Source organism: Streptomyces sp. NPDC007157, from assembly GCF_040634235.1.
GTDB lineage: Bacteria > Actinomycetota > Actinomycetes > Streptomycetales > Streptomycetaceae > Streptomyces.
In genome coordinates, this window is record NZ_JBEYFE010000045.1 from 17660 (window position 1) to 41678 (window position 24019).

At 71.1% G+C, this 24019-nt stretch carries 24 protein-coding genes; 11 read left to right on the forward strand and 13 right to left on the reverse strand.

Annotated features, from left to right (window positions below; translation table 11 throughout):
- The first annotated feature begins 33 nt into the window (after positions 1 to 33).
- Positions 34 to 1053 (forward strand): bifunctional lytic transglycosylase/C40 family peptidase, encoded by a 1020-nt coding sequence (locus ABZ642_RS44065; protein ID WP_360496623.1) that lies wholly within the window; start codon positions 34 to 36, stop codon positions 1051 to 1053.
- 193 nt (positions 1054 to 1246) lie between these two features.
- Positions 1247 to 1939, forward strand: coding sequence for a phosphatase PAP2 family protein (locus ABZ642_RS44070; RefSeq protein WP_360496626.1), 693 nt, complete (start codon positions 1247 to 1249; stop codon positions 1937 to 1939).
- A 170-nt stretch (positions 1940 to 2109) separates the two neighbouring features.
- On the opposite strand, the gene ABZ642_RS44075 is transcribed toward ABZ642_RS44070, so the two are convergent.
- Positions 2110 to 3672 (reverse strand): FAD-binding oxidoreductase, encoded by a 1563-nt coding sequence (locus ABZ642_RS44075; protein ID WP_360496629.1) that lies wholly within the window; start codon positions 3670 to 3672, stop codon positions 2110 to 2112.
- Positions 3673 to 4036: 364 nt separating this feature from the next.
- On the opposite strand from ABZ642_RS44075, the gene pstS reads away from it, so the two are divergent.
- The 4 genes from pstS (at position 4037) to pstB (ending at position 8186) form a co-directional block, all read left to right on the forward strand.
- On the forward strand, positions 4037 to 5167 hold the full coding sequence (pstS, locus tag ABZ642_RS44080; protein WP_360496716.1) for a phosphate ABC transporter substrate-binding protein PstS: 1131 nt from the start codon (positions 4037 to 4039) through the stop codon (positions 5165 to 5167).
- Positions 5168 to 5310: 143 nt separating this feature from the next.
- Positions 5311 to 6318: a phosphate ABC transporter permease subunit PstC gene (gene pstC / locus ABZ642_RS44085; protein WP_360496632.1), complete on the forward strand. Its 1008-nt coding sequence runs from the start codon at positions 5311 to 5313 to the stop codon at positions 6316 to 6318.
- Positions 6315 to 7370 (forward strand): phosphate ABC transporter permease PstA, encoded by a 1056-nt coding sequence (gene pstA, locus ABZ642_RS44090; RefSeq protein ID WP_360496635.1) that lies wholly within the window; start codon positions 6315 to 6317, stop codon positions 7368 to 7370. The genes pstC and pstA overlap by 4 nt, the downstream gene beginning before the upstream one ends.
- 39 nt (positions 7371 to 7409) lie before the next feature.
- Positions 7410 to 8186 carry a phosphate ABC transporter ATP-binding protein PstB gene (pstB, locus tag ABZ642_RS44095; RefSeq protein ID WP_360496638.1) on the forward strand — a complete coding sequence of 259 codons (777 nt, stop codon included), beginning with the start codon at positions 7410 to 7412 and terminating at the stop codon, positions 8184 to 8186.
- Positions 8187 to 8300: 114 nt separating this feature from the next.
- Here the strand turns inward: pstB and ABZ642_RS44100 are convergent, their stop codons facing one another.
- From ABZ642_RS44100 to ABZ642_RS44110, 3 genes are all read right to left on the reverse strand, one after another.
- Positions 8301 to 9200 (reverse strand): hypothetical protein, encoded by a 900-nt coding sequence (locus ABZ642_RS44100; RefSeq protein ID WP_360496641.1) that lies wholly within the window; start codon positions 9198 to 9200, stop codon positions 8301 to 8303.
- 143 nt (positions 9201 to 9343) lie between these two features.
- Complete coding sequence (locus tag ABZ642_RS44105) at positions 9344 to 10342, reverse strand: inorganic phosphate transporter (RefSeq protein ID WP_360496644.1); 999 nt, start codon at positions 10340 to 10342, stop codon at positions 9344 to 9346.
- A gap of 7 nt (positions 10343 to 10349) precedes the next feature.
- Positions 10350 to 10970 carry a DUF47 family protein gene (locus tag ABZ642_RS44110; RefSeq protein ID WP_360496647.1) on the reverse strand — a complete coding sequence of 207 codons (621 nt, stop codon included), beginning with the start codon at positions 10968 to 10970 and terminating at the stop codon, positions 10350 to 10352.
- Between the two features lie 197 nt (positions 10971 to 11167).
- On the opposite strand from ABZ642_RS44110, the gene ABZ642_RS44115 reads away from it, so the two are divergent.
- On the forward strand, positions 11168 to 11506 hold the full coding sequence (locus ABZ642_RS44115; RefSeq protein ID WP_351747096.1) for a metal-sensitive transcriptional regulator: 339 nt from the start codon (positions 11168 to 11170) through the stop codon (positions 11504 to 11506).
- A 170-nt stretch (positions 11507 to 11676) separates the two neighbouring features.
- Here ABZ642_RS44115 and ABZ642_RS44120 read toward each other — a convergent pair whose 3' ends face one another.
- The 9 genes from ABZ642_RS44120 to ABZ642_RS44160 form a co-directional block, all read right to left on the reverse strand.
- The gene (locus ABZ642_RS44120) at positions 11677 to 11844 is read right to left on the reverse strand and encodes a hypothetical protein (RefSeq protein ID WP_360496650.1); all 168 of its coding nucleotides are present in this window, start codon (positions 11842 to 11844) and stop codon (positions 11677 to 11679) included.
- 104 nt (positions 11845 to 11948) lie between these two features.
- A complete protein-coding gene (locus ABZ642_RS44125) occupies positions 11949 to 12803 on the reverse strand; it encodes a hypothetical protein (protein WP_360496653.1) in 855 nt (284 codons plus the stop codon).
- Positions 12804 to 13197: 394 nt separating this feature from the next.
- On the reverse strand, positions 13198 to 13614 hold the full coding sequence (locus ABZ642_RS44130; RefSeq protein WP_360496656.1) for an NUDIX hydrolase: 417 nt from the start codon (positions 13612 to 13614) through the stop codon (positions 13198 to 13200).
- Positions 13611 to 14633, reverse strand: a complete 1023-nt coding sequence (locus ABZ642_RS44135) for a CHAD domain-containing protein (protein WP_360496658.1) — start codon at positions 14631 to 14633, stop codon at positions 13611 to 13613. The genes ABZ642_RS44130 and ABZ642_RS44135 overlap by 4 nt, the downstream gene beginning before the upstream one ends.
- Entirely contained in the window at positions 14614 to 16848 is a 2235-nt protein-coding gene (locus tag ABZ642_RS44140; RefSeq protein ID WP_360496661.1) for an RNA degradosome polyphosphate kinase, read from the reverse strand. The genes ABZ642_RS44135 and ABZ642_RS44140 overlap by 20 nt, the downstream gene beginning before the upstream one ends.
- A gap of 319 nt (positions 16849 to 17167) precedes the next feature.
- On the reverse strand, positions 17168 to 17953 hold the full coding sequence (locus tag ABZ642_RS44145) for a hypothetical protein (RefSeq protein ID WP_360496664.1): 786 nt from the start codon (positions 17951 to 17953) through the stop codon (positions 17168 to 17170).
- Positions 17953 to 18864 carry an ABC transporter permease gene (locus tag ABZ642_RS44150; RefSeq protein ID WP_360496667.1) on the reverse strand — a complete coding sequence of 304 codons (912 nt, stop codon included), beginning with the start codon at positions 18862 to 18864 and terminating at the stop codon, positions 17953 to 17955. The genes ABZ642_RS44145 and ABZ642_RS44150 overlap by 1 nt, the downstream gene beginning before the upstream one ends.
- Positions 18861 to 19739, reverse strand: coding sequence for an ABC transporter ATP-binding protein (locus tag ABZ642_RS44155; protein ID WP_360496670.1), 879 nt, complete (start codon positions 19737 to 19739; stop codon positions 18861 to 18863). The genes ABZ642_RS44150 and ABZ642_RS44155 overlap by 4 nt, the downstream gene beginning before the upstream one ends.
- Entirely contained in the window at positions 19736 to 20122 is a 387-nt protein-coding gene (locus ABZ642_RS44160; protein ID WP_360496673.1) for a GntR family transcriptional regulator, read from the reverse strand. The genes ABZ642_RS44155 and ABZ642_RS44160 overlap by 4 nt, the downstream gene beginning before the upstream one ends.
- 134 nt (positions 20123 to 20256) lie before the next feature.
- On the opposite strand from ABZ642_RS44160, the gene ABZ642_RS44165 reads away from it, so the two are divergent.
- From ABZ642_RS44165 to ABZ642_RS44180, 4 genes are read left to right on the forward strand one after another with little or no spacing between them, the layout of a single operon-like run.
- The gene (locus tag ABZ642_RS44165; RefSeq protein WP_360496676.1) at positions 20257 to 20799 is read left to right on the forward strand and encodes an RNA polymerase sigma factor; all 543 of its coding nucleotides are present in this window, start codon (positions 20257 to 20259) and stop codon (positions 20797 to 20799) included.
- Positions 20796 to 21605, forward strand: a complete 810-nt coding sequence (locus ABZ642_RS44170) for a zf-HC2 domain-containing protein (protein ID WP_360496679.1) — start codon at positions 20796 to 20798, stop codon at positions 21603 to 21605. Before ABZ642_RS44165 ends, ABZ642_RS44170 begins: the two co-directional genes overlap by 4 nt.
- Before the next feature lie 13 nt (positions 21606 to 21618).
- Entirely contained in the window at positions 21619 to 22482 is an 864-nt protein-coding gene (locus ABZ642_RS44175) for an ABC transporter ATP-binding protein (protein WP_360496681.1), read from the forward strand.
- On the forward strand, positions 22479 to 24014 hold the full coding sequence (locus tag ABZ642_RS44180; protein ID WP_360496684.1) for an ABC transporter permease: 1536 nt from the start codon (positions 22479 to 22481) through the stop codon (positions 24012 to 24014). The genes ABZ642_RS44175 and ABZ642_RS44180 overlap by 4 nt, the downstream gene beginning before the upstream one ends.
- Positions 24015 to 24019: the final 5 nt, after the last annotated feature.

A 24019-nucleotide genomic window follows, 5' to 3' on the forward strand; every position in this document is an offset into this window, starting at 1 on the left:
CTCTCCGCCGAAATGGCGTTGAACAGCCCTGACATGGGGGAGGGTTGGGGCGTGCGGAAAGTATGGGTGATCGGTGGCGCGACGGTCGGCGTCGGGCTGAGCTTCGTCATGCTGCTCGTCGTCGGCGTGTACGTCGTCGCCGGGAACCTCCTCAACGGCGCCGGCGGCGCGGGCAAGGCACTGGCCAAGGGAGCCGTACCGGCCGCCTACTCCACGCTCGTGCAGAAGTGGGGCAACCTGTGCTCCGCGATCGATCCCGCCCTGCTGGCCGCGCAGCTCTACCAGGAGAGCGGGTTCAACCCGAAGGCGCAGAGCGCGGCGGCCGCGCAGGGGATAGCTCAGTTCATCCCGGGGACCTGGGCCACCCACGGCATCGACGGCGACGGCGACGGGGACCGCGACGTCTGGGACCCGAATGACGCGATTCCGTCGGCCGCCTCCTACGACTGCCAGCTCGCCTCGTACGTCAAGGACGTCCCCGGCGACATCTCCGAGAACATGCTCGCCGCCTACAACGCGGGGGCGTACGCGGTCATCAAGTACAAGGGTGTGCCGCCCTACAAGGAGACCCAGAACTACGTCAAGACGATCACCACCCTCGCGGACAGCTTCGCCGCGCCCGTCAGCCGGCTCTCCCCGACCAAGCAGGCCGCCGGCGCCATCGAGTACGCCCAGAACAAGCTCGGCACCCCCTACCTCTGGGGCGGCAACGGCACAGCTCAGGACCGCGGCCGGTTCGACTGCTCGGGGCTGACCAAGGCGGCGTACGCGAGTGTGGGGATCACGCTGCCACGCGTCGCCAACGATCAGTACAACGCCGGTCCGCACCCCTCGCGCAAGGAGCTGCTCCCGGGGGACCTGGTCTTCTTCTCCACCGACCTCTCCAACTCCCGCGCCATCCACCACGTGGGGATCTACGTCGGCGGCGGGTACATGATCGACGCGCCGTACACCGGGGCGGTCATCCGGTTCGACCCCATCGACGGCGCCGACTACTTCGGGGCCACCCGGGTCACCGAGGATGGCGCGAAAGCGCTGCCCACCACGGTGTGAACGGAGCGTATAACCCACCCCCTGAGCTGGGGCTTTGTGTCTCTCTTCGATAACGTCTGCGTGATCATTCGGTGGAACATGGAACGTAGTGATGGGGACCGTGCGTTCCTGTTGACGTAGCCGACCACGGGGGTGGCAGCGAGCGGCGCACGCGAGGTGCGTCCGGGACGACGACGAAGGGGCCGCAGGCACGATGGCTGTACTCGCCGAATCCGGATCCAACCCCGACGTCGACCTGCTCTACGACATCAACGGCCTGGCCAAGGACGCACCGCACTGGTTCGACCGGGCCATGGAGTTCGTCGGGGAGTACGGGCTGCTGGTCGCGATGGTCCTGCTGGTGGTGTGCTGCTGGTGGTCCGTGCGGCGCCGGGGGGACGAGGACACCGCGGGCACGATGGCCGCGCTGGTGTGGACGCCGCTCGCCGCCGCGATCGCCGTCCTCGTGAACGTCCCCATCCGTGGTTTCGTCGAGCGGCCCCGGCCGTTCCTCACCCACCAGGGGCTCGACGTCCTGGTCTCCGGCAAGACCGACTACTCGTTCGTGAGCGACCACGCGACGATCACCATGGCCCTGGGCGTCGGGCTGTTCATCGCGAACCGCAGGTTCGGGCTGGCGGGGATAGGGCTGGCGCTGGTGGAGGGGTTCTGCCGGGTGTACATGGGGGTGCACTACCCGACGGACGTGGTCGGGGGGTTCGCCCTCGGCACGGCGGTCGTGCTCCTGCTGTCTCCGCTGGCCACGGCTGTGCTGACGCCGGTGATGAAGGCGGTGGAGGGGTCGCCGAGGGTGGGGTGGATCGTGCGGGGGCGATCGGTGACGGTGGGGTTGGTGCCGGGAACTCGTACGCCGATGGACCCGGAGGAACGAGACCTGGCGGCGTAGCCGGGTGGGGGTGCGGGGCGCTTACCGGCGCTTGCAGAGTGCCGCTGCGCCCACCCGTGCCGCCCTGCGGCACGATCGCCCGCAGCCGAGTAGGACGCGGCTGGCAGCGCCCCGTAAGAGGCGCGGGGAACTGCGCGACCAGCCCCCGCGCGCCCGCGGCCGAAGTGCTCTCACAACCCCTGCGAGTAGGAGAAGAACCGCTCCGGGTCGTACTGCTTCTTCACCTTGCCGAGGCGGGTCACGGCGTCCCCGTAGTACGCCTTCTTCCAGTCGGCCAGCGTCGGGTCCGTGTAGTTCTGATAAGCCGCGCCGGAGGCGTACGGCTTCATCGCCGTGTGCGCCCCGTTCAGCCACGCCTGGCCCGAGGCGCCGGTGCCCCCCGCTCCCCACGACACTATGTACTGCGCCAGCATCCGCGACCGCCGGTGCACGAACGCCGTGGCCGTCGGGGAGACCCGGTTCACCGCGCCGCCGAGCGCCGTGAAGGCGATGCTCCCGGCGCCGCCGCGCACCGCGCCGATCTGCCGCAGGGCCGTCTGGATGCCGGCCGCCGAGAGCGAGCGGTCGAAGAAGTCGGAGCGGGCCGCGTAGGTCTCCCTGCCCAGCCTGCCCGCCGTGGAGCGGCCCGGCGTGGACCCGGGCAGGTGGCACTGGGGCTCGGTGGCGAAGGAGGAGCAGCCGGCGTAGCTCTCCATCGCCTCCTCGTAGCCGTGGCGGCGCAGTGAGACGGAGGAGGCGTTGGCGCCCGCCTTGTGGGCGAGGGCGTCCACCGCGTTCTGGAGTTCGCCGTACGTGCCCATCGAGAAGCAGGCGACGGAGACGCGCGGGCCGCTGCCCGAGTTCTCCAGGTGCAGGGAGGACCAGATCTCGTCCGGCTGGGAGGGGCCCCACTCCTGCCAGGCCTTGAGGACCTGCGCGGCCTTCGACCAGGGCCAGGTCAGGTAGGCGGTCACGGCCTGCGGGGTGGGGTGGGTCTTGAACTGGAGCTCGGTGACGACGCCGAAGTTGCCGTTGCCGGCGCCGCGCAGCGCCCAGAAGAGGTCCTTGTTGGTGCTCGCGTCGGCGACCACCTGGGTGCCGTCCGCCGTGATCAGCGTCGCCCGGGTGAGGCTGTCGCAGGTCAGGCCGTACGCGCGGGACGCGACCCCGTGGCCGCCGCCGAGGACCAGGCCGGAGACACCGACGGTGGGGCAGGAGCCCGCCGGGATGGTCACGCCCTTGGCGGCGAGGCCGCGGTAGACGTCGATCAGCTTGGAGCCGGCGCCGACGACCGCCGTGCCGCCGCTGACCCGGATGCGGTTGAGCTTGGAGACGTCGAGGATCAGGCGGCCGTCGCCCGAGGAGTAGCCCGCGTAGGAGTGGCCGCCGTTGCGGATCGAGACCCTCAGCCCGTGGGCCTGGGCGTACGACAGCGTGGTGCGGATGTCGTCCGCGTGGGCCACGTACGCCACCGCGGACGGCTTCAGTCCGTCGAAGCGGGTGTTGTAGAGCTGGTGCGCCGTCGCCCAGCTCGCGTCGCCGGGGCGGACCAGGGTGCCGTCGAGGGCGTGGGCCAGGGCGGTCCAGTTGGCCGCGGCCGCTGCGCTGGTGGTCTTCAACGCCGTACGAGAGGATGTGGACGCGAGTGGCGCGCCGGTCGTGTGGGACGCGGTGGCGCCGCCGGAGCTGCACCCCGTCAGTGCGGTCGCCGCGAGGGCGGCCGCCCCGCCCGATATGAAGGTACGCCGTTCCATGCCCGTGCCTTTCGTCGGCTTTCGTGGGACGAGACGGCGTCCGTCGCACACGGGTTCCCGTGCGGTGTAACGAACGCTGTGACGTCGTAACGGCTGTGATGGCGAACGGCGAATAAATGTTCGCGTAACCCGGCGGTCGGAACCCACGCGTGCCCTCACCGTGAGCGTTCCGTGACCTAACCGGGTCGACGGCAGGGGTTCACCCTCCGTTTACCTATGGCCATCGGCGGCTTCACCTGTTCTGCCTAATTTCGGCCGTACCCGATGCGGTGGGCGGTCCTAAATGACCAGTCAGGAGGCCCTCACCCATCACGACTACTTCGCACGCCGCCGAAGGTGGCGCCTCTGGAAGGAACTCCCGAAAGTGAAGCTTCAGCGCAAGAACCGGCTGCGCGCCCTGTCTCTCGGTGCTGTCGCTGTCTCCGGCGCCCTGGCCCTGACGGCGTGCGGCTCGGACGACAACGGTGGCGGCAGCGGTTCGAGCACCTCCTCGGCCTCCGCGAACGCCAGCTCCATCAAGTGCGACGACGCCAAGGGCCAGCTGCTCGCCGACGGCTCCTCCGCGCAGAAGAACGCGATCGACGCCTGGGTGAAGGCCTTCTCCCAGGCCTGCGGTGTGCAGATCAACTACAAGGGCTCCGGCTCCGGCGCCGGTGTGACCGCCTTCACGCAGGGTCAGGTCGCCTTCGCCGGTTCCGACTCCGCGCTGAAGCCGGAAGAGGTCACCGCCTCCAAGAAGATCTGCTCCGGCGGCCAGGGCATCGACCTCCCGATGGTCGGCGGCCCGATCGCCCTCGGTTACAACGTCCCGGGTGTCGACAACCTGGTCCTGGACGCGCCGACGATCGCCAAGATCTTCGACAGCAAGATCACCAAGTGGAACGACGCCGCGATCAAGAAGCTGAACCCCGACGCGAAGCTCCCCGACCTCAAGATCCAGGCGTTCCACCGCTCGGACGAGTCGGGTACGACGGACAACTTCACCAAGTACCTGATCGCCGCCACCCCGAGCAACTGGAAGTACTCCGGCGGTAAGGCCTGGCAGGCCAAGGGCGGCCAGTCCGCTCCGCAGTCCGCGGGTGTCGCCCAGCAGGTCAAGCAGACCTCCGGCGCCATCGGCTACTTCGAGCTCTCCTACGTCTCGGACGGCGTCAAGGCCGTCTCGATCGACACGGGTGCCAGCAAGCCGGTCGCCCCGTCCACCGAGTCCGCCACCGCCGACATCGCGGCCGCCAAGATCGTCGGCACCGGCAAGGACCTGGCGCTGCAGCTGGACTACAAGACCAAGGCCGAGGGTGCGTACCCGATGACCCTGGTCACGTACGAGATCGTCTGCGACAAGGGCAACAAGGCCGACACCCTCCCGGCGACCAAGGCGTTCCTGCGCTACATCGCCTCCGAGGACGGCCAGAAGGTCCTCTCCACGATCGACTACGCCCCCGTCCCCGACGACATCATCGCCAAGGTCCGCACCACCATCGAGGGCCTCAGCTAAAGATCCGCGAGTGCGGCCGAGTTCCGTGAGGAGCCCGGCCGCACCGTCCGGTGCACCGCCGCCCGGAGCCGTACGCCCACAAGCCGGGGTGTGCGGCTCCTCCGAGCCGCCCCTCAGGGCGACTCCGCAGACCGGAGAACCCGATGGACATATCAACGCAGACAACAGACGCATCTCCCCCCACGCCACGGCCCGGCACGGCCGAGCAGAAGCGCAACGCCCGCGGTGCCACCCGGGCGGGTGACCGGGTCTTCCTCGGTCTCTCCCGCGGATCCGGCATCCTGCTGCTGGTGATCATGGCCGCGATCGCGGTCTTCCTCACCTACCGTGCCGCCCTCGCGATCGGCCGCGACCACGGCAACTTCCTCACCACTTTCGAGTGGAACACCAACATCATCCCGCCGACCTTCGGCATCGCGGTCCTGGCCTTCGGCACGGTCGTCTCCTCGATCATCGCCATGGCCATCGCCGTCCCGATCGCCGTCGCGATCGCGCTGTTCATCACGCACTACTCGCCGCGCAGGCTCGGCGGCACCATCGGCTTTGTGATCGACCTGCTCGCCGCGGTGCCGTCCATCGTGTACGGCCTGTGGGGCGCGCTGGTCCTGGTTCCGCACATGACCGGCCTGTTCGGCTGGCTCGACAAGTACTTCGGCTGGACCGGGATCTTCTCCTGGGACGGCGGTGCACCCCGCTCGATGCTGACCGTCGGCATCCTGCTCGCGATCATGATCCTGCCGATCATCACCAACGTGAGCCGCGAGGTCTTCCGCCAGGTCCCGCAGATGCACGAGGAAGCGGCACTCGCTCTCGGCGCCACGCGCTGGGAGGTCATCCGCATGTCGGTGCTGCCCTTCGGCCGCTCCGGCGTGATCTCCGCCTCGATGCTCGGCCTCGGCCGCGCGCTCGGCGAGACGATGGCCGTCGCCACCGTGCTCTCCCCGGACTTCGACATCCACGCCAGCCTGCTCAACCCGGGCGGCGGCACCTTCGCCCAGAACATCGCCAGCAAGTTCAGCGAGGCGACCGCGGACGGCCGTGACGCGCTGATCGCGTCCGGCCTGGTCCTGTTCGTCATCACCCTGCTGGTCAACGGCGCGGCCCGCATCATCATCCAGCGCCGCGCGGAGTACTCGGGGGCCAACGCATGAGCACCGCAGAAGTCAGGCGCCCCAGCACCCTGCAAGGCGCCACCCTCCCCAAGTGGTCCCCCTACGCCATCATCGGCGGGTCCATCGTCCTCGGCGTGGTCATCGGCCTCGTCGGCGGCCTGGACAGCAAGATCCAGTGGGGCCTGATCGCCGCCCTTCTCTACGTCTTCGGCACCTTCGGCATCGCCGCCCGGGTCGAGGGCCGCCGCCAGGCGAAGGACCGGGTCGCGACCTCGCTGGTCTGGGTCGCCTTCATCATCGCCGTCATCCCGCTGGTCTCCCTGATCTGGGTGACCGTCTCGCGCGGTGTGAAGGTCCTGGACTTCTACTTCCTCAGCCACTCCATGGGTGTGGTCGCCGACTCCGAGGCCGGCGGTGGCGCCTACGCCGCGATCATCGGCTCCCTGGAGCAGGTCGGTCTCGCCACCCTGATCGGTGCCCCGATCGGCATCCTCACCGCGGTCTACCTCGTCGAGTACGGCCGCGGCCGGCTCGCCAAGGCGGTCACCTTCTTCGTTGACGTGATGACGGGTATCCCGTCGATCGTCGCGGGTCTGTTCATCCTCAGCCTCATGCTGATCTTCGACATGGAGCCCTTCGGCTTCGCCGGGTCCCTGGCCCTGGCCATCCTGATGATGCCGGTCGTGGTCCGCTCCACCGAGGAGATGCTCAAGCTCGTCCCCAACGAGCTGCGCGAGGCCTCGCTGGCCCTGGGCGTGCCGAAGTGGCGCACGATCCTGAAGGTGGTCCTGCCGACCTCCATCGGCGGTATCACCACCGGTGTCATGCTGGCCATCGCCCGTATCGCGGGTGAGACCGCCCCGGTGCTGCTGCTGGTGTTCGGTAACCCGTTCATCAACAACAACCCCTTCGAGGGTGCGCAGTCGTCGCTGCCGCTGTTCATCTACCAGCAGTACGCGAACAGCGCGGGTGCCAACGCCGCGTACGACCGTGCCTGGGCGGCGTCGCTCACGCTGATCGCCTTTGTGATGATCCTGAACCTGGTGGCCCGCGGCATCGCCCGCTGGAAGGCCCCGAAGACCGGTCGCTGACCGGCCTGCAGCGACCGACTCCCTGGAAGTGAAGAAGTAATGTCCAAGCGAATCGACGTAAGCGGGCTCACCGCCTACTACGGCTCCCACAAGGCCATCGAAGACATCTCGATGAACATCGAGCCGCGCACCGTCACGGCGTTCATCGGCCCCTCCGGCTGCGGCAAGTCGACGTTCCTGCGCACGCTCAACCGCATGCACGAGGTCACCCCCGGCGGCCGCGTCGAGGGCAAGGTCCTCCTTGACGACGAGAACCTCTACGGCGCCGGTATCGACCCCGTGTCGGTGCGCCGCGAGATCGGCATGGTGTTCCAGCGTCCGAACCCCTTCCCCACCATGTCGATCTTCGACAACGTGGCCGCGGGTCTGAGGCTGAACGGCAACTACAAGAAGAACCAGCTCAACGACATCGTCGAGAAGTCGCTCAAGGGCGCCAACCTCTGGAACGAGGTCAAGGACCGCCTGAACAAGCCGGGCTCCGGCCTCTCCGGTGGTCAGCAGCAGCGTCTGTGCATCGCCCGCGCGATCGCGGTCGAGCCCAAGGTGCTGCTCATGGACGAGCCCTGCTCCGCCCTCGACCCGATCTCGACCCTCGCCATCGAGGACCTGATCGGTGAGCTCAAGGAGCGCTTCACGATCGTCATCGTGACGCACAACATGCAGCAGGCCGCGCGTGTCTCCGACCGCACCGCCTTCTTCAACCTGGCCGCCGTCGGCCAGCCCGGCCGGCTGATCGAGATCGACGACACGGAGCGCATCTTCTCCAACCCGTCGGTCCAGGCGACCGAGGACTACATCTCCGGCCGCTTCGGCTAAGCCGGTACCGACCCCTCGCGGTGCTGCATGGCGGTGCCACCGCGAGGATGCAAAAGGGCCCGCCCCTGGCTCCCGGGGGCGGGCCCGTCCGCGTGCGGGTCGGCGGGTCGGTGTTCACACCCTGTGGACGGGGAAGGCGATCGGCTCCCGGCCCGAGCCGAGCAGCTTGTCCACAGCCTGTTGGACCGCCTGGGGCCCGGTCAGACCCATGGTCTGGGCCAGCCGTCGCCAGGTCACCGCGCCCGGCCGGCCTCCGGTTCCGCCCGGGTGCTGCCGCTCGGGCGCAGGCCTGTCGGCACACTCGTGCGGCACCAGGGCGAGGGGCTCGTCCGCGGCCGCGAACCGGACCACCGAGGCCGTGCTCCGGTCCACCCGCGTGATCTCCCCGTCGGGAAAGGTCGCCACGTCCCCCTCGAAGCCCAGCGCCCCCGCGCAGACCAGCGCCAGCACGTCCGAGCAGTCGTGCACGACACACGTGGCGAACTCCCGGGCCACGCCCTCGCCGACCCTCGTCCCCTCGGCCGAGGTCAGCGCGGACACGAACGCCCAGTAGTCGTCGGCCGACCCGGATCCCACCAGACAGACGGTGAAGTGCCCCAGCGGCGCGAGCAGCGCCTGCACGGCGTCACCCGCGGGGCCCGGCGGCAGCAACCGCACCCCCGACCCGCAGGAACACCGGAACGGTCCGCCGACGGACACCACCTCGACGACCGGGTCGCCGAGCTCCCGCCGCAGCGCGGCCAGCACGTCGAGGACGGCCGGGGTCGGCAGCTCCTGATCCACCAGCACCAGCTCGACGGGCGCCGCGTACGCCGCCCGGACCCAGTCCAGGTCCTGCGGGAGCGCGCCGAGCAGATCGGGGGTGAGGCGTACGACACCCTCCGCGCCGCCGGCCGGCCCGCGCACGGCCCGGCCCTCGTCGCCGACGAGCACGACGGTCGGCACCCGCTCCGCCGCGCCCGGCCGCCGCGCCATCGCCGCGGCCACGAAGTCCCCGAGGCCGTTGCCGGCCATGACATGAATCGTCCCTGCCCTCAGACCCACCGAAGCCTCCCTGGTCCCGTTCCGGAGCCGCACGGGGCGCACGACTTCCCGTCGGCATGATCACATCGAAAGGCGAGGACGGAGGGTGAAGGCGGTGGTGGTGGGCGCGGCCGTTAAAGGAATGCCAGGTCCACGAGGCCGAACGTCGCCGCTGCCACCAGGGCCGCGGCCGGCATGGTGATGAACCAGCCCAGGACGATGTTCTTGGCCACGCCCCAGCGGACCGCGTTCACGCGCTTCGTCGCGCCGACGCCCATGATCGCCGAGGTGATGACGTGGGTCGTGGAGACCGGCGCCTTGAAGAGGTACGCCGTGGTGAACATGATCGAGGCCCCCGTCGCCTCGGCCGCGAAGCCCTGCGGGGGGTCCAGCTCGATGATCTTGCGGCCCAGTGTGCGCATGATGCGCCAGCCGCCGGCGTAGGTGCCGAGGGAGAGCATGACGGCGCAGGCGATCTTGACCCAGACCGGGATCGCGTCGCCGTACGTCTCATGGCCGGAAATCACCAGTGCCATGACGACGACGCCCATCGTCTTCTGGGCGTCCTGGAGACCGTGGCCGAGGGCCATGCCGGCCGCGGAGACGGTCTGGGCGATACGGAAACCGCGCTTGGCCTTGTGCGGGTTGGCGCGGCGGAAGATCCACATGATGGCCGTCATGACCAGGTAGCCGAGGATCAGGCCGACGACCGGCGACAGGAACATCGGGATGATGACCTTGTCGACGACGCCGTTCCAGAGGACCGCCGTGCCGCCCGCCAGGGCAGCGCCCACCAGACCGCCGAACAGGGCGTGCGAGGAGGAGGAGGGCAGACCGAAGTACCAGGTGACGAGGTTCCAGACGATCGCGCCGACCAGCGCGGCGAAGAGGATGCCCATGCCCCTGGAGCCCTCGGGCGTCTCGATCAGGCCCTCGCTGACGGTCTTGGCGACGCCGGTGCCGAAGAACGCGCCGGCCATGTTCATCACCGCGGCCATGGCGAGCGCCGCCCGCGGGGTGAGCGCACGCGTCGACACGGACGTCGCGATCGCGTTCGCCGAGTCGTGGAAGCCGTTCGTGTACGTGAAGAAGAGCGCGACCAGGATGGTCACGACGAGTGCAAAGGTGTCCATCGACGCCTCAGGACTCCTTGACGGCGATGGTCTCCACCGTGTTCGCCACGTGCTCGAACGCGTCCGCCGCCTCTTCCAGGACGTCCACGATCTGCTTCAGCTTCAGCACCTCGATCGCCTCGTACTTGCCGTTGAAGAGGTGCGCGAGAAGCTTGCGGTGGATCTGGTCGGCCTGGTTCTCCAGCCGGTTGACCTCGATCCAGTACTCGGTGAGGTTGTCCATCGTGCGCAGGTTGGGCATCGCCTCGGCGGTCAGGTCGGCGGCCCGCGCCAGTACCTCGATCTGCTGCTCGACACCCTTCGGCAGTTCCTCCACGTTGTAGAGGACGACCAGGTCGACGGCCTCCTCCATGAAGTCCATGATGTCGTCGAGGGACGACGCGAGGTTGTAGATGTCCTCGCGGTCGAAGGGCGTGATGAACGAGGAGTTCAGCTGGTGGAAGATCGCGTGCGTGGCGTCGTCACCCGCGTGTTCCGCTGCCCGCATACGCTCCGCGATCTCGGCCCGGGCGGACGGGTCCGCCCCGAGCAGTTCCATCAGGAGTTTCGAGCCCGTGACGATGTTGTCCGCGGACGCGGCGAACATGTCATAGAAGCTCGTCTCCCTGGGGGTCAGACGAAAGCGCACTTGGGGTCCTCGGTATGCATGGGTTTCGGTCAGGCTGATGCTAAGCGCATCATCCGGCCACGGCTAATGGGCCGCCCTCCAGTGTCGCCCATCGGCCGAGGTGATCAGTACGGGGGCGTCCCGAGGGCCCTATACCCAGCAAAGTTCGTTACCATATACCCACCAGGGGTATATGTATCGGCAATGCGGAGGACGCGATGACGACCACCGAGGCCGGCGCCACCAAGCCCTCCGGGAACGGGGCTCCGGCGACCACGCACGGCTACCACAAGCAGAAGGACGAACACCTCAAACGGCTGCGCCGGATCGAGGGCCAGATCCGTGGCCTGCAGCGCATGGTCGACGAGGACACCTACTGCATCGACATACTCACCCAGGTCTCCGCCTCCACCAAGGCCCTGCAGTCGTTCGCCCTGCAGCTGCTGGAGGAACACCTGCGGCACTGCGTCGCCGACGCTGCGGTCAAGGGTGGTGCGGAGATCGACGCGAAGGTGGAAGAGGCCACCCAGGCCATCGCCCGGCTGCTGCGGACCTGAACCGGCGGACCTGAACCGGCGGGCCTGAGCCGCGAACCCGAACCGGCGGACCTGAACCGGCGGGCCTGAGCCGCGGACCCGAACCGGCGGACCTGAACCGGCGGGCCTGAGCCGCGGACCCGAACCGGCGGACCCGAAGCCGCGGACCTGACCTGCGGACCTGGCCGAAGTCAGCCCTCCCCGCGCTCCTCGGCCACGCGCAGCACCTCGTCGATGCTCTCCAGGCTGAGCCGTTCCTCGGCGGCCGACGCCGCGATGATCAGTTCTCCGCACAGCTCGATCTCGGCGAGGGCCACGTGGTCCTGAACTGCCGTACCGCCGACCGGAGCCACGTGCATCACCTCTTCTCTGCCGTCACCGACTTCCTAGAGTAGGGAGCGGTCTACACAACGCGCATGGCACGGACGGGCTAGTTCACAGGTTGTACAGAGCCGATCCCGGACTAGTGCGCTGGCTGGTTTTCGGCGATCCGGCCCGCGTAGATGTCCCGGGAACGTGGCAATTTCACGTCCACCGGCGTGCCGAAGTCGTACAGCAGGGTCGTCGAGGCGACCGCGACCGTGCCCTTGCTGCTGTCGTTGACGAAGCTGAACCGCTGCCGCAGTTTGCGGATACGGCCCTGGTCGTCGAGGTACGCGTCGAACGGAACCTCGGCCGTGGCGAACCCTTTCGCCGCGGCGGCGAGGGCCGGCCGGTTGCCGGCGGAGGCGGCGCGGGCGGCGGCCGCGAGGTCGGCGGTGCCCCGGTAGTGCCGGACCTCGGCCCCGGCGACCTCGGTCCTGCCCAGGTAGGTCGCCGTGCGGGTGCCGAGGAGCAACTCGGCCGCGGCGAACGGATCGGTCGCGCCGCCGGTGACCAGATTGCCGTCGGAGAGGCTCGCGCTCTCCACGCGGACCCATTTGTCGGCGGGCACCCCGGCGCCCCGGTTCTTCATGAACAGCGCGCCCGGGGCGAGGAGTTCGGTGATCGGGCGATGCTCGGGGGTGCCGGCGGGGTCCTGCGGGAGCACGACCGTGAGTTCGCCGAGCTGGTTGCGGTAGTCGTAGCGGCCCTTGCCGCGGATGGTGACCCGGGTGCCGCCGGTCGCCATCTCCATCGACGTCGTCGCTCTGGAGGTGGCTGCCGTGCGCAGGGTGTCCGCCGCACGCTTCAGGACGGCGACCGGGGTGCCGCCGGGGTCGCCGCCCGTGCCCTCCGCGGCGGCGCCGCCGCAGCCGGTCGCGCATGCGCCGAGGCCGACCATGAGCCCTACGGTGACGGCCGTCTTTCCAGCGCGCCTGTGCTGCCGCCGATCCATCGCCTGCCTACCCCCAGCCGGTACGTCCGTCACGGGCCCCCTGTCGTTCCGCTTAACGAGGGGTGGGTGGGGCCGTCACGCATACCGGCCGTTTACCGAGCGTGGGTAACGTTGTCGGAGTGGCGGAAAAGAACGGTTCCGGGCTGGGCGCGCCAGGGCAGGAGCACGATACGAGGCTGGTCGAGCACGGGCCGTTCTGTTACGCGCGGTGTACGTGTGGGTGGCGGGGGCCGGCGCGCAGGGCGAGAAGTCTTGCGCGGACCGATGGCAAAGGGCACAGAGCCGAGGGGTGAGCGGCAGTCGTACGGTGACTGCGGGCCGGTGGGACTGGTCGCGTGGTTCCTCGCGCCCCTGCGGAGCGCCGTAGCCTCGCGCCTCTTCGGAAGAACCCCCCTTACGGGGCGCGATGCAGCGAGGCCAGGAGTTCGTCCACCAGCTCGGCGTCTCTCGGCTGGGTGAGCCGTTGCCGGGCCTCCGGTGGGCGGAGCCAGAGGATTCTGTCCACCTCGTGGTTCGGGGTGAAGCGGCCCTCTCCCGCTTCTCCCGCCCAGTAACGGACCTGCTTGGGGCGGCCGTTGGCGTAGTAGAGGGCGGTGGAGAGCTCGCTGCCGACGTGTGCGGTGTAGCCGGTCTCCTCCGCGACCTCGCGCAGCGCGCCCGTGACCGCGTCCTCGCCGCGCTTGAGCTTGCCCTTCGGGTGGGACCAGTCGTCGTACTTGGGGCGGTGGACGAGGCAGACCTCCAGGTCGCCGTCGACCGGTGAGCGGCGCCACAGGACGCAGCCGGCCGCCAGGACCGGGGTGTCGTTCACACCGCCTCCAGCCGCTGCTTCTGCCACGCCTGCTGGAACGCGAACCGGGCCGCCTCCACCTCGTGCCGCTGGTCGGCGTGGAGGACGCCGAGGGCGTAGGCGGTGGCCGGCGCGATGCGCGGGGTGCGGGCCGCGGCCGCGGCGGCCGCGGCCGCTTCGGAGGCGTCGCGGTGCCGGTTCAGGGCCTGGCCCGCCGAGAACAGCCGTACGTCCACGGGCGCGCCCTTGCCGCACAGCACCTCGCGGGCGTAGCGGTGCAGGCGCAGGAGGAGGCGGACCTGGTGCCAGGGGCCGTCCTGGGGGTGTGGGGCCGGGTCCGGGGACAGGCCGTGGACCAGGGCCTCCGCGTTGTAGGGGTGGCCGGCGGTGACCAGGGGGAGGGCCGCGATGGCGTCGGTGAGGCGTTCCTCGGCCGCCGAGGCGAACGGGCGCAGGTCGGCCGAGGACGCCGCGGGGGTGAGCGGGACCTCGCTGGCCAGTACCGCGACCTTGTCGGCGACCGCGTGGAAGCGGGAGGAGCCGAGCGCCTGGAGGGCCGTGGAGTGGGCCCTGGTACGGGCGAGGGTGAGCTGGCGGTCGAGCAGGGCGCCCGCCTTGGCGGCGCCGACGGTGAGGTTGCCGCGCTCGACCGCGGTCTCCGAAGTGGCCTGGCTCGGCAGGGTCGTCGAGCCGGAGAGCCGGTGGAGTGCCAGCAACAGGCGCTCCAGTCGTGCCTCGTATGCGTGCTCAAGCCCCAACGTGCCCGACAGCCAGGCCAGTTCGGGGCGGATCTCCTCCGACCAGTCGGCCTCGAGGAGCGGCCGGAAGGTGTGCAGGCTGCCGCTGATGCGCCGGGCCGAGCGGCGCAGCGCGCGGGCCGCGTCGACGGACTCCTCCGCCGCGCTCGCCGTCCCGGTCTCCCGGTGCAGGCGCAGCGCGCGGAGGAACTCGGTGGCCTGGGCGCGCAGGTAGCCCGCGAGGGCGTCCCCGGTCACCACCCGGGCCGTCGGGTCCGTCGGTTCAAGGTGTTGCTGTGCCACGCCGGCGCCTCCGGGCGTCTATGAGCATCTCCTGGATGTTGCGCAGGGGCTGTCCGTCCGCGTCGGTCGCGTGCCGGGTCCACTCGCCGTCCGCACTCAGGTGCCAGGAGGAGGTGGAGTCGGACATACCGGTTTCGAAGAGCCGGGTGAGCGCGGCCCGGTGGGCCGGGTCGGTGACCCGGACCAAGGCCTCTATCCGGCGGTCGAGGTTGCGGTGCATCATGTCGGCGCTGCCTATCCACACCTCGGGCTCGCCGCCGTTGCCGAAGGCGAAGACCCGGGAGTGTTCCAGGAAGCGGCCGAGGATCGAGCGGACCCTGACGTTCTCCGACAGGCCCGGGACGCCTGGCCGGATCGCGCAGATGCCGCGGACCCAGATGTCGACCGCTACGCCCGCCATGGACGCGCGGTACAGGGCGTCGATGATCGCCTCGTCGACCATCGAGTTGACCTTGATGCGGATGAACGCGGGACGGCCGGCCCGGTGGTGCTGTACTTCCTTGTTGATCCGCGCGATCAGTCCGTCGCGCAGCGACTTGGGTGCCACCAGCAGGCGGCGGTAGGTCTCCCGGCGCGAGTAGCCGGAGAGCCGGTTGAACAGGTCGGACAGGTCCGCGCCGACCTGGGTGTCGGCGGTGAGCAGGCCGAGGTCCTCGTAGAGCCGTGCCGTCTTCGGGTGGTAGTTGCCGGTGCCGACATGGCTGTAGCGGCGGAGCGTCTCGCCCTCCTGGCGGACCACCAGGGACAGCTTGCAGTGCGTCTTCAGGCCCACCAGGCCGTAGACGACGTGGCAGCCGGCCTCCTCCAGGCGCTTGGCCCACTTGATGTTGGCGTGCTCGTCGAAGCGGGCCTTGATCTCGACCAGGACGAGGACCTGCTTGCCCGCCTCGGCGGCGTCGACGAGCGCGTTGACGATCGGGGAGTCGCCGGAGGTCCGGTACAGGGTCTGCTTGATGGCGAGGACGTCCGGGTCCTCGGCGGCCTGCTCGATGAAGGCCTGCACGGAGGTGGAGAAGCTGTCGTACGGGTGGTGCAGCAGGACGTCCCGCTCGCGCAGGGCCGCGAAGATGTCGGGCGCGGACGCCGACTCGACCTCGGCGAGATCGCGGTGGGTGCCCGCGATGAACTTGCGGTACTTCAGCTCCGGCCGGTCCAGACCGTGGATGCGGAACAGGCCGGTCAGGTCGAGCGGGCCGGGCAGCGGGTAGACCTCGGCCTCGGAGACCTTCAGCTCGCGGACCAGCAGGTCGAGGACCTCGCGGTCGATGGACTCCTCGACCTCCAGGCGCACCGGCGGTCCGAAGCGGCGCCGCATGAGCTCCTTCTCCAGGGCCTGGAGCAGGTTCTCGGCGTCGTCCTCCTCGACCTCCAGGTCCTCGTTCCGGGTGAGGCGGAAGGCGTGGTGCTCCACGACCTCCATGCCCGGGAACAGCTCCTCCAGGTGGGCGCCGATGACGTCCTCGATGGGGACGTACCGGCCCGGGCTGCTCTCCAGGAAGCGGGACAGCGACGGCGGCACCTTGACCCGGGCGAAGTGCTTGTGGCCGCTGACCGGGTTGCGTACCACCACGGCCAGGTTCAGGGAGAGGCCGGAGATGTACGGGAAGGGGTGCGCGGGGTCGACCGCCAGCGGGGTGAGGACCGGGAAGATCTGGTGCCGGAAGAGCGTGAAGAGCCGCGCCTGCTCCTTCTCGGTCAGCTCGGCCCAGCGGACCAGGTGGATGCCCTCCTCCGCGAGCGCGGGGGCGATGTCCTCGTGGTAGCAGGCGGCGTGCCGGGCCATCAGCTCACGGGAGCGGGCCCAGATCATCTCCAGCACCTCGCGGGGCTGCAGCCCGGAGGCGGACCGGGTGGCCACGCCCGTCGCTATCCGGCGCTTCAGTCCTGCCACCCGGACCATGAAGAACTCGTCCAGGTTGCTGGCGAAGATCGCCAGGAAGTTCGCCCGCTCCAGCAGCGGCGTGTTCGGGTCCTCGGCGAGTTCGAGCACCCGCTCGTTGAACGCGAGCCAGCTGCGTTCCCGGTCGAGGAAGCGGCCCTGGGGCAGTTGGGGCCCGTCGTACGGTGACTCCTCGTACGCGTCGAGGTCGGCATCGATGTCGGGTTCGAGGTCGGAGACCGCGGCTGCCACGGTGTGCGGGCGGTGTGCGGCGATGGAGCCCACGGAGGGCTGGGCGTGCTGAACCTCGGCTGCCTGGGCGTTCTGCTGACTCATGACCCCATTCTTCCGCGCCCGGGGTGTGACAGGCGCGTCGGAGCGTGCGGTCGGGAGCTGAACGACCCCGTTTCCCGCGAACCCCTGCGGGGGCGGCGAAGGCTCTGGCACGGCGGGCTTCATTGGTTGAGCGTCGCAAGCCAGCCTGAACCAATGGTTACGAAGACATGGCGTATGGGATAGCTGCGGGAGGCTCGCGGACGTCGAAGATCAGGCTGCGGTGCCCTCCGGGATCACGAAAGCGACGTTCCTGTACGACCTTCCCGCGGATCCCGTACGTCCTTCCGCCGACGGGGGGACGCACGGGTCCGACGGTCCCTCAGCGGGTCCGGTGGCGCAAGAGGGAGAACGCGCCGACGACGGCCGCCGCGGCAGCGGCGAGCACCATGGCGGTGGCCGTGAGGTGGACGGCCCAGAAGCCGTGCAGCGGACCGTGCAGCGGCAGCCATGCCGCGCGCAGATACAGCCTGATCACCAGGGTCACGGCGGCGGCCACGGCCAGCGCGGGCAGGGTGCGGCGCAGGGCGATCCCGGCCAGCGCGCCGACCGCGAGGCCGAGCAGCAGCAGGGCCGGCAGCAGCGGGCCGCGCGGGATGAAGACGCGGTCCCAGGTCCAGTTGGTGACCAGGTCGTCCTGGTCGGAGGTCCACACCCAGCCGAAGAACAGCGCCAGCAGCCCGCCCCCGGCGAGCAGCGGTACGGCGGCCACGATCAGCTTGCCGGCCAGCCAGCGGGCCGGGGAGACCGACTGGGTCCAGGCCAGCTTGGCGGTGCCGGACTCCAGCTCCCGGCCGATCAGCGCGGCGCCCGCCCAGGCGGCGACGGCGACGGCGGAGTAGCTGAGGGCCTCGCCGAGGAAGTTGAAGATGTTGTTGGCGTCTGTGAACGCCGAGTAGACGCAGGTGGGGAGGTTGCCGTCGGCGGAGTGGTGAAAGCCGAGGCAGGCCCGCTCTGCGGGCAGCTCGGAGAAGTGCAGCCAGAGCAGCCAGCCCGTCACCAGCAGCCCGAACGCGGTCCAGACGAGCAGGGCCGGGCGGTGCAGCCGGCGCAGGGAGCGCTGGGCGGCGGCGGGACCGGGGGCGGGGGCGGCGGACAGGGCGGTCATCAGGCGGTCGTCTTTCCGGTCAGGCGGCGCAGCGCCAGGTAGCAGCCCAGGGTCAGCAGGGCCGCCACGGCGAGGAGCAGGGCGGTGGTGGTCAGCTGGAGCGGCCAGTAGTGCGAGGCCGGGTGGTAGTCGCCGGAGGGGACTGTGCCGCTCTTGCTCTCCCACACCGTCCAGGAGCTGTTGGGGAGGGCGAAGTAGGCCTCTCCGGTGCTGGTCCGCGTCGGCCACATGCGGGGCAGGAGCAGCTGGGTGACGGTCCAGATCGCGCCGGTGAGGAGCAGGCCGAGGCCCAGGGCGGGCAGGGTGCGGCGGGACCGCAGGCCCGTCAGCGCGCCCGCCGTCAGGCCGCACAGGGCCAGGGCGACGAGGGTGGGGCCGTTGGCGTGGAAGGTCCAGATGTCGTACCACTGCTTGGCGGTGTCGATACGGCCCTTGCCCGCGGCCCAGGCCAGGTGGTGCAGCCAGACCAGCAGTCCGGTCCCGGCGGCGACGGCGGCGGCCGGGACCGCGAGGCGGACGGTCAGCCAGCGCACGGGGGTGCTGGACTGGGTCCAGGCCAGCCGGGCGGTGCCGGACTCCAGCTCCTTGCCGACCGCGCCGCCCGCCCAGGCGGCCACCAGGAGGGGCACCGCGGCCATGACCAGGGTGGCGTAGTTGTACCAGTCCTTGTAGCGCAGGATCGCGTTCTGGTCGTACGAACACGGCTTCGGCCACTCCGGGCAGCCGTGGTACTGGCGCCAGGCGTCGGCCGCGGCGTCGGTCATGGGGCCGTGCAGGAGGAGGAGCAGGACGGCGGCGGCGAGCACCAGGCCCGCCCAGACGTACAGCGCGGGGCGGTGCAGGCGCAGCAGCCAGCGGGTGAGGTGGGCCCGGGTGCGGGCGGCCGGCGCGGGTGCGGTCAGGGTGGTCATACGGCAGCCTCCACCGCGGTCAGGGCCGGGGCCTCGGGGTTGCGGAGATGGGCGAGGACCAGCTCCTCCAGGGAGGGGGAGTCGGTGCGCCAGTCGGCGGGCAGCGGGCCCGCCGGGCGGATCATGGCGCTCAGCTGGCGGCCGGTGGTCCGGGACTCCACCACGGTGTGCGGGGCGAGGTCGGCGTCGGCGCCGGCGCCGACCCGGGTGTGGGCGGCCAGCAGGTCGTCGATCTCGCCGGCCAGCCGGACCCGGCCGCCGCCGATCAGCAGCAGATGGTCGCAGGAGTCCTCCAACTCGGCGACCACGTGCGAGGACATCGCGATGGTGGTGCCGTGCTGGGCGGCCTCCACCATGAGCAGGCCCATCAGTTCGTGCCGGGCCAGCGGGTCGAGGTCGGCCATCGGCTCGTCCAGGAGCAGCAGTTCGGGCCGCTTGCCGAGTGCGAGGGCGAGCGCGACCCGGGTGCGCTGGCCGCCGGAGAGGGCGCGGACCCGGGACTTCGGGTCCAGGTCGCCGCCGGCCACGATGTGCTCGGCGGTGGCCGCGTCCCAGCGCCCCGGGTTGAGGTCGGCGCCCATCCGGAGCGTCTCGCCGACCGTGAGCTGCGGATACAGCGGCTTGTCCTGGGCGACGTAACCGACCCGGCTGCGCGCCTCGGCCGGGGTGGTGCCGAGGACGGTCAGCTCGCCCTCGGTCGGGCCCAGCAGACCGGCGGCGAGGGCGAGGAGCGTGGACTTGCCCGCGCCGTTGGGGCCTACGACGGCACAGACGCGGCCGGCCGGGAGCCGGAAGCCGCAGTCGCGCAGCGCCCAGCCCCCGCGCCGGCCGAACCGCTTGCCGAGTGCGGTGGCCGCTATCGCGGTGTCGGTCATGAACTCTCTCCTTGGAAGTGCTTCTCCAGTACGGCGGTGAAGAGTGCGGCCACGTCGTCCCGGTCCATGCCGGACTCCCGGGCGCGGACGGCCCAGTCGTCCAGCTCCCCGTGCAGCGGGGACTCGGCCGGGGCGGTGCCCAGGGCGCGTTTCACGAACGTGCCGAGGCCGCGCCGTGCCTCGACCAGGCCCTCCCGCTCCAGCTCCCGGTAGGCCTTGAGCACCGTGTTGGGGTTGATGGCCGTGGCCTCGACCACCTCACGCGCGGTGGGCAGTTTGTCTCCCGGCTGTATGTGGCCGAGCCGGAGTGCCTGCTTGGTCTGCTGGACGATCTGGACGTAGGTGGCGACGCCGGAGCGCCGGTCGATGCGGTACTCGACCACCCGTACAACCACCCTTTCACTAATTGAGTAGTGAAAGGGTGGTGCAAGGGTGGGCCGAAAGTCAATCCCGGAAGATTTCCGGAACGGTCCCGGAGCCCGTGAACCGATCGGCCGGGCTCGTGCGATGAGGAGACGTGAGCGGAACGAGAAGCGACGGGGAGCTGCTGCGGGCGATCGCGGCGGACTCGGACCGGCGCGCCTTCGAGGAGCTGTACCGGCGGTACGCGCCGTGGCTGACCGCGCGGCTGCGCGGCCGGTGCGCCGATCCGGCGGTCGTCGACGACGTCGTACAGGAGACGTTCCTCGCGGTGTGGCGCGGTACGGCCCGCTACCACGAGGAGGGCGACGCCGCCGGGTGGCTGTGGCGGATCGGGTCGCGGCGGCTGGTCGACGTGCTGCGCGGGGACGGGGCCCGGGGCCGGCTGCGGCAGGCGCTGGCGCGGCTGCGGCACCGGGACGAGGCCTCGGCGGAGGAACGCGTGCTCGCGGGGGTGGAGCACGGGGACCTCGCCGGGGCCCTGGTCCGGCTCTCGCCGGAGCTGCGGGCGGTACTCCAGGCGACGGTGATCGACGGGCTGACCACCCGGGAGGCGGCGGTCCTGCTCGGCATTCCGCCGGGGACGGTCAAGACACGGGCGATGCGGGCGCGCAAGCAGTTGCGGGAGGAGTTGGCATGACCTGGCATGTGTCTGAGGAAGAGCTGCGGGCCTACGCGCGCGGCGAGTTGGCGGCGCCGCTGCTGTGGTCGGCCGACACCCACGTCGGCTCCTGCGCCGAGTGCCGGGCGGTGCTCGCGGGGGTCTTCGACCCGGTCGCGCTGGACGCCGGCTGGGACCGCCTGGACGCCGAACTGGACGCGCCCCGGCCGGCATGGGGCGAACGGCTGCTGATGAGGCTGGGCGTCGGTGAGCACACCGCACGGCTGCTCACCGCGACCCCGGTGCTGCGCCGCTCCTGGCTGGCGTCGGTCGCCTTCGTGCTGGCGGCGACGGTCACCGTGGTGCGCCTGGTGGACGCCCCGGCCCTGTTCCTGGCGCTGGCCCCGCTCCTTCCGCTGGCCGCGGTGGCGCTGTCGTACGGCCCGACGCTCGACCCGACGTACGAGATCGCCGCGGTAGCCCCGACGCACGGCTTCCGGCTGCTGATGATCCGCACGGTGGCCGCGCTGGCCGCCTCGCTCGGCCTCAACTGCCTTGCCGCGCTGGCCCTTCCGGGGTACGGCCTGCTCGCCTTCGGCTGGCTGCTGCCCGCCCTCGCGCTCACCGCGGCCGGTCTTGCGCTCTCCGCGCGGCTGGGCCCGCTGCTCGGCCCCGGCCTGGTCGGCGGCGCCTGGACGCTGCTGATGGTGGTGGCCGCGCGGCACCCCACGGCCACGCCGGCCGCGTTCACGTCGGCGGGCCAGTCGGTGGCCGCGGCCCTGGCCGCGCTGGCGATCTTCCTGCTGCACCGGGCGCGGGACCGCTTCGACGCCAAGCCCTACTGATCTGGAGTCTCACGTGCACACCACTGTCTCCGCCGCAGGCCTCACCGTGCGCTACGGCGGCACCCGGGCCCTGGACGGCGTCTCACTGCGTCTGACGGACGGCGTGACGGGCCTGCTGGGCCCGAACGGCGCCGGGAAGACGACCCTGCTGAAGGTCCTGGCCACGGCCGTACCGCCGGACAGCGGCGGCTTCACGGTCCGTGGCGAGGACCCGTCGACCCCGGCCGGGCGCCTCGCCGTCCGCCGCACGCTCGGCTACCTTCCGCAGACCCCCGGTTTCCACCCCGACTTCACGGCCTTCGAGTTCGTCGACTACGTGGCCGTCCTCAAGGAGCTGACCAGCCGGGCCGAGCGCCACCGCGAGGTGCGGCGCGTCCTGGACCAGGTCGGGCTCGCCGACGTACGCGGCGCGCGCATCAGGCGGCTGTCCGGCGGCATGCGCCAGCGGGTCGCGCTGGCCGCGGCCCTCGTCGGCGACCCCGGCTTCCTGGTCCTGGACGAGCCGACCGTCCACCTCGACCCCGAACAGCGGATGCGGTTCCGGGAGTTGGTCGCGGAGGCGGGCGAGGGCCGCACGGTGCTGCTCTCCACCCACCAGACCGAGGACGTGGCGATGCTCTGCCACCACGTGATCGTCCTGGCGGGCGGCCGGGTCCGCTTCGACGGCACCCCCGCCGAGCTGACGGCACGGGCGGCGGGCCGGGTGTGGAGCAGTACCGAACGCGCCGCGGGCGCCCGGGCGGGCTGGCGCACCGGCAGCGGCACCTACCGCAACGTGGGCGACCCGCCGGCCGGCGCCGACCTGCTCGAACCGACCCTGGAGGACGGCTACCTGCTGGTCCTCGACGACGAGACCACAAAGGTGGCGGCGGCATGACGACGACCCTGGTGAAGCCGGCCGTGCCGGTAGCGGGCGGTCCCGGCCGCCGTGCCGCGTCCGTGCTGACCCTCGCGGCCTTCGAGGCCCGCCAACTCGCCCTGCAGATACCGGTGGTGGTACTCGGCCTGGTCTATCTCGTCTACGTCGGGTACCAGTTGCTCGGCCGGGACGAGGGCATGGACGCGTACCCGGTCCTCCACGACGCCGACCGGGCCACCCAGGGCGGTCCCATGCTGCTCTGCGTCGCCCTGCTGGCGTGCGTGCACCGGGCCGCCCTGCTGAACCGGCGGCGCGGGCTGGAGGAGCAGCTCTCGGTGCTGGTCATGTCGCCGCCGCGGCGCACGCTGGCGCACGCCCTGTCGGTGGTGCCGTTCGCCGTCGGCGTGGCCCTGGTGGTGGGCGTCCAGTTCGGCTGGGCGGCGCTGCGGCCGGGCGCGGCCGGCCACGGCTCGCTCGCCGAACTCGCCGTCGCCCCGCTGACGGTGCTGCTCTCCGGGGCGGTCGGTGTCCTGCTGGCCCGTGTGCTGCCGTACGCGGCGGCCCCGGTGCTGTTCGTGATCGCCCTGGCGGTCGTCGTCACCCTCCTCGGCGGCGTCACGGGCGGCGCGCACGGTGTCCAGTGGCTCTGGCCGACGGTGCAGGAGAACGGCGGCACCCCGGTCCCGGGCGAGCTGCTGGGCCGCCCGGCGGGCTGGCACGCGCTGTACCTGGCGGGGCTGACGGTGCTGGCGGCGAGCGTCGCGGTACTGGTGGCGGGCGGCCGGACGCGGGCGCTCCAGGTGGTGACGGCCGTGGCCCTGGCCGCGACGGTCGCCGGCGTGAACGGCCAGACCCCGGGCACGTCGGCCTCGCTCCAGGCCACCCGGAAGGCGGAGGCGGACCGCCCGGGGAAGTTCCAGACGTGTGTGGAGCGCGACGGATCCCGGTACTGCGCCTACCCGGACTGGACGGGCTGGGCGGCCGACTGGGCGGGAGTGGTGCGCCGGGTGCGGGCCGAGGCGGGCGGCGACGCGGTGACCAGCCGTCTCATCGTCCGCCAGCGCATCCAGGAGATCACCGACCTGACCACGGACGCCACCCTGCCGACCAGTTCGACCAGGGGCACGGTCACGGTCGGCACCCAGTGGGGCGGCAACCGGGTCCCCGAGTTCGCGGTCGGCGTCGCCAGGGTCCTGGTGGCGGGCAACGAGATGGCGTCCATCGACATGTGCGACGCCCGGGCGGTCACGACGATGTGGCTGGCCCTCGCCGACGACCCCACCCCGACGGACACCTTCCGCCGGCTCCGCATCGACGACAGCCTCACCGGCCCGGCCGCGGTCCTCACCCCGGACGGCGGCAGCATGGGCGTCTCGGCCCAGGCCACCGAGGTCGTACGGGAGCTGCTCGACGCCCCGCACGACACGATCACCGCCCGGGTGAAGGCCCACTGGCCCCAGCTGACATCGCCCCGGACGACGGCGGCGCAGGCGGCCCACCTGCTCGGCGTGAACGCGCCGAAGGGCCCGGACGACTGCGGGGAGGGCTGACCGTT

Coding starts and splice junctions, on each gene's coding strand:
- ABZ642_RS44065 (WP_360496623.1), top strand. CDS start 34: ATGGGGGAGGGTTGGGGCGTGCGGAAAGTATGGGTGATCGGTGGCGCG.
- ABZ642_RS44070 (WP_360496626.1), top strand. CDS start 1,247: ATGGCTGTACTCGCCGAATCCGGATCCAACCCCGACGTCGACCTGCTC.
- ABZ642_RS44075 (WP_360496629.1), bottom strand. CDS start 3,672: ATGGAACGGCGTACCTTCATATCGGGCGGGGCGGCCGCCCTCGCGGCG.
- pstC (WP_360496632.1), top strand. CDS start 5,311: ATGGACATATCAACGCAGACAACAGACGCATCTCCCCCCACGCCACGG.
- pstA (WP_360496635.1), top strand. CDS start 6,315: ATGAGCACCGCAGAAGTCAGGCGCCCCAGCACCCTGCAAGGCGCCACC.
- pstB (WP_360496638.1), top strand. CDS start 7,410: ATGTCCAAGCGAATCGACGTAAGCGGGCTCACCGCCTACTACGGCTCC.
- ABZ642_RS44100 (WP_360496641.1), bottom strand. CDS start 9,200: ATGGCCGGCAACGGCCTCGGGGACTTCGTGGCCGCGGCGATGGCGCGG.
- ABZ642_RS44105 (WP_360496644.1), bottom strand. CDS start 10,342: ATGGACACCTTTGCACTCGTCGTGACCATCCTGGTCGCGCTCTTCTTC.
- ABZ642_RS44115 (WP_351747096.1), top strand. CDS start 11,168: ATGACGACCACCGAGGCCGGCGCCACCAAGCCCTCCGGGAACGGGGCT.
- ABZ642_RS44120 (WP_360496650.1), bottom strand. CDS start 11,844: ATGCACGTGGCTCCGGTCGGCGGTACGGCAGTTCAGGACCACGTGGCC.
- ABZ642_RS44125 (WP_360496653.1), bottom strand. CDS start 12,803: ATGGATCGGCGGCAGCACAGGCGCGCTGGAAAGACGGCCGTCACCGTA.
- ABZ642_RS44140 (WP_360496661.1), bottom strand. CDS start 16,848: ATGAGTCAGCAGAACGCCCAGGCAGCCGAGGTTCAGCACGCCCAGCCC.
- ABZ642_RS44145 (WP_360496664.1), bottom strand. CDS start 17,953: ATGACCGCCCTGTCCGCCGCCCCCGCCCCCGGTCCCGCCGCCGCCCAG.
- ABZ642_RS44150 (WP_360496667.1), bottom strand. CDS start 18,864: ATGACCACCCTGACCGCACCCGCGCCGGCCGCCCGCACCCGGGCCCAC.
- ABZ642_RS44155 (WP_360496670.1), bottom strand. CDS start 19,739: ATGACCGACACCGCGATAGCGGCCACCGCACTCGGCAAGCGGTTCGGC.
- ABZ642_RS44170 (WP_360496679.1), top strand. CDS start 20,796: ATGACCTGGCATGTGTCTGAGGAAGAGCTGCGGGCCTACGCGCGCGGC.
- ABZ642_RS44180 (WP_360496684.1), top strand. CDS start 22,479: ATGACGACGACCCTGGTGAAGCCGGCCGTGCCGGTAGCGGGCGGTCCC.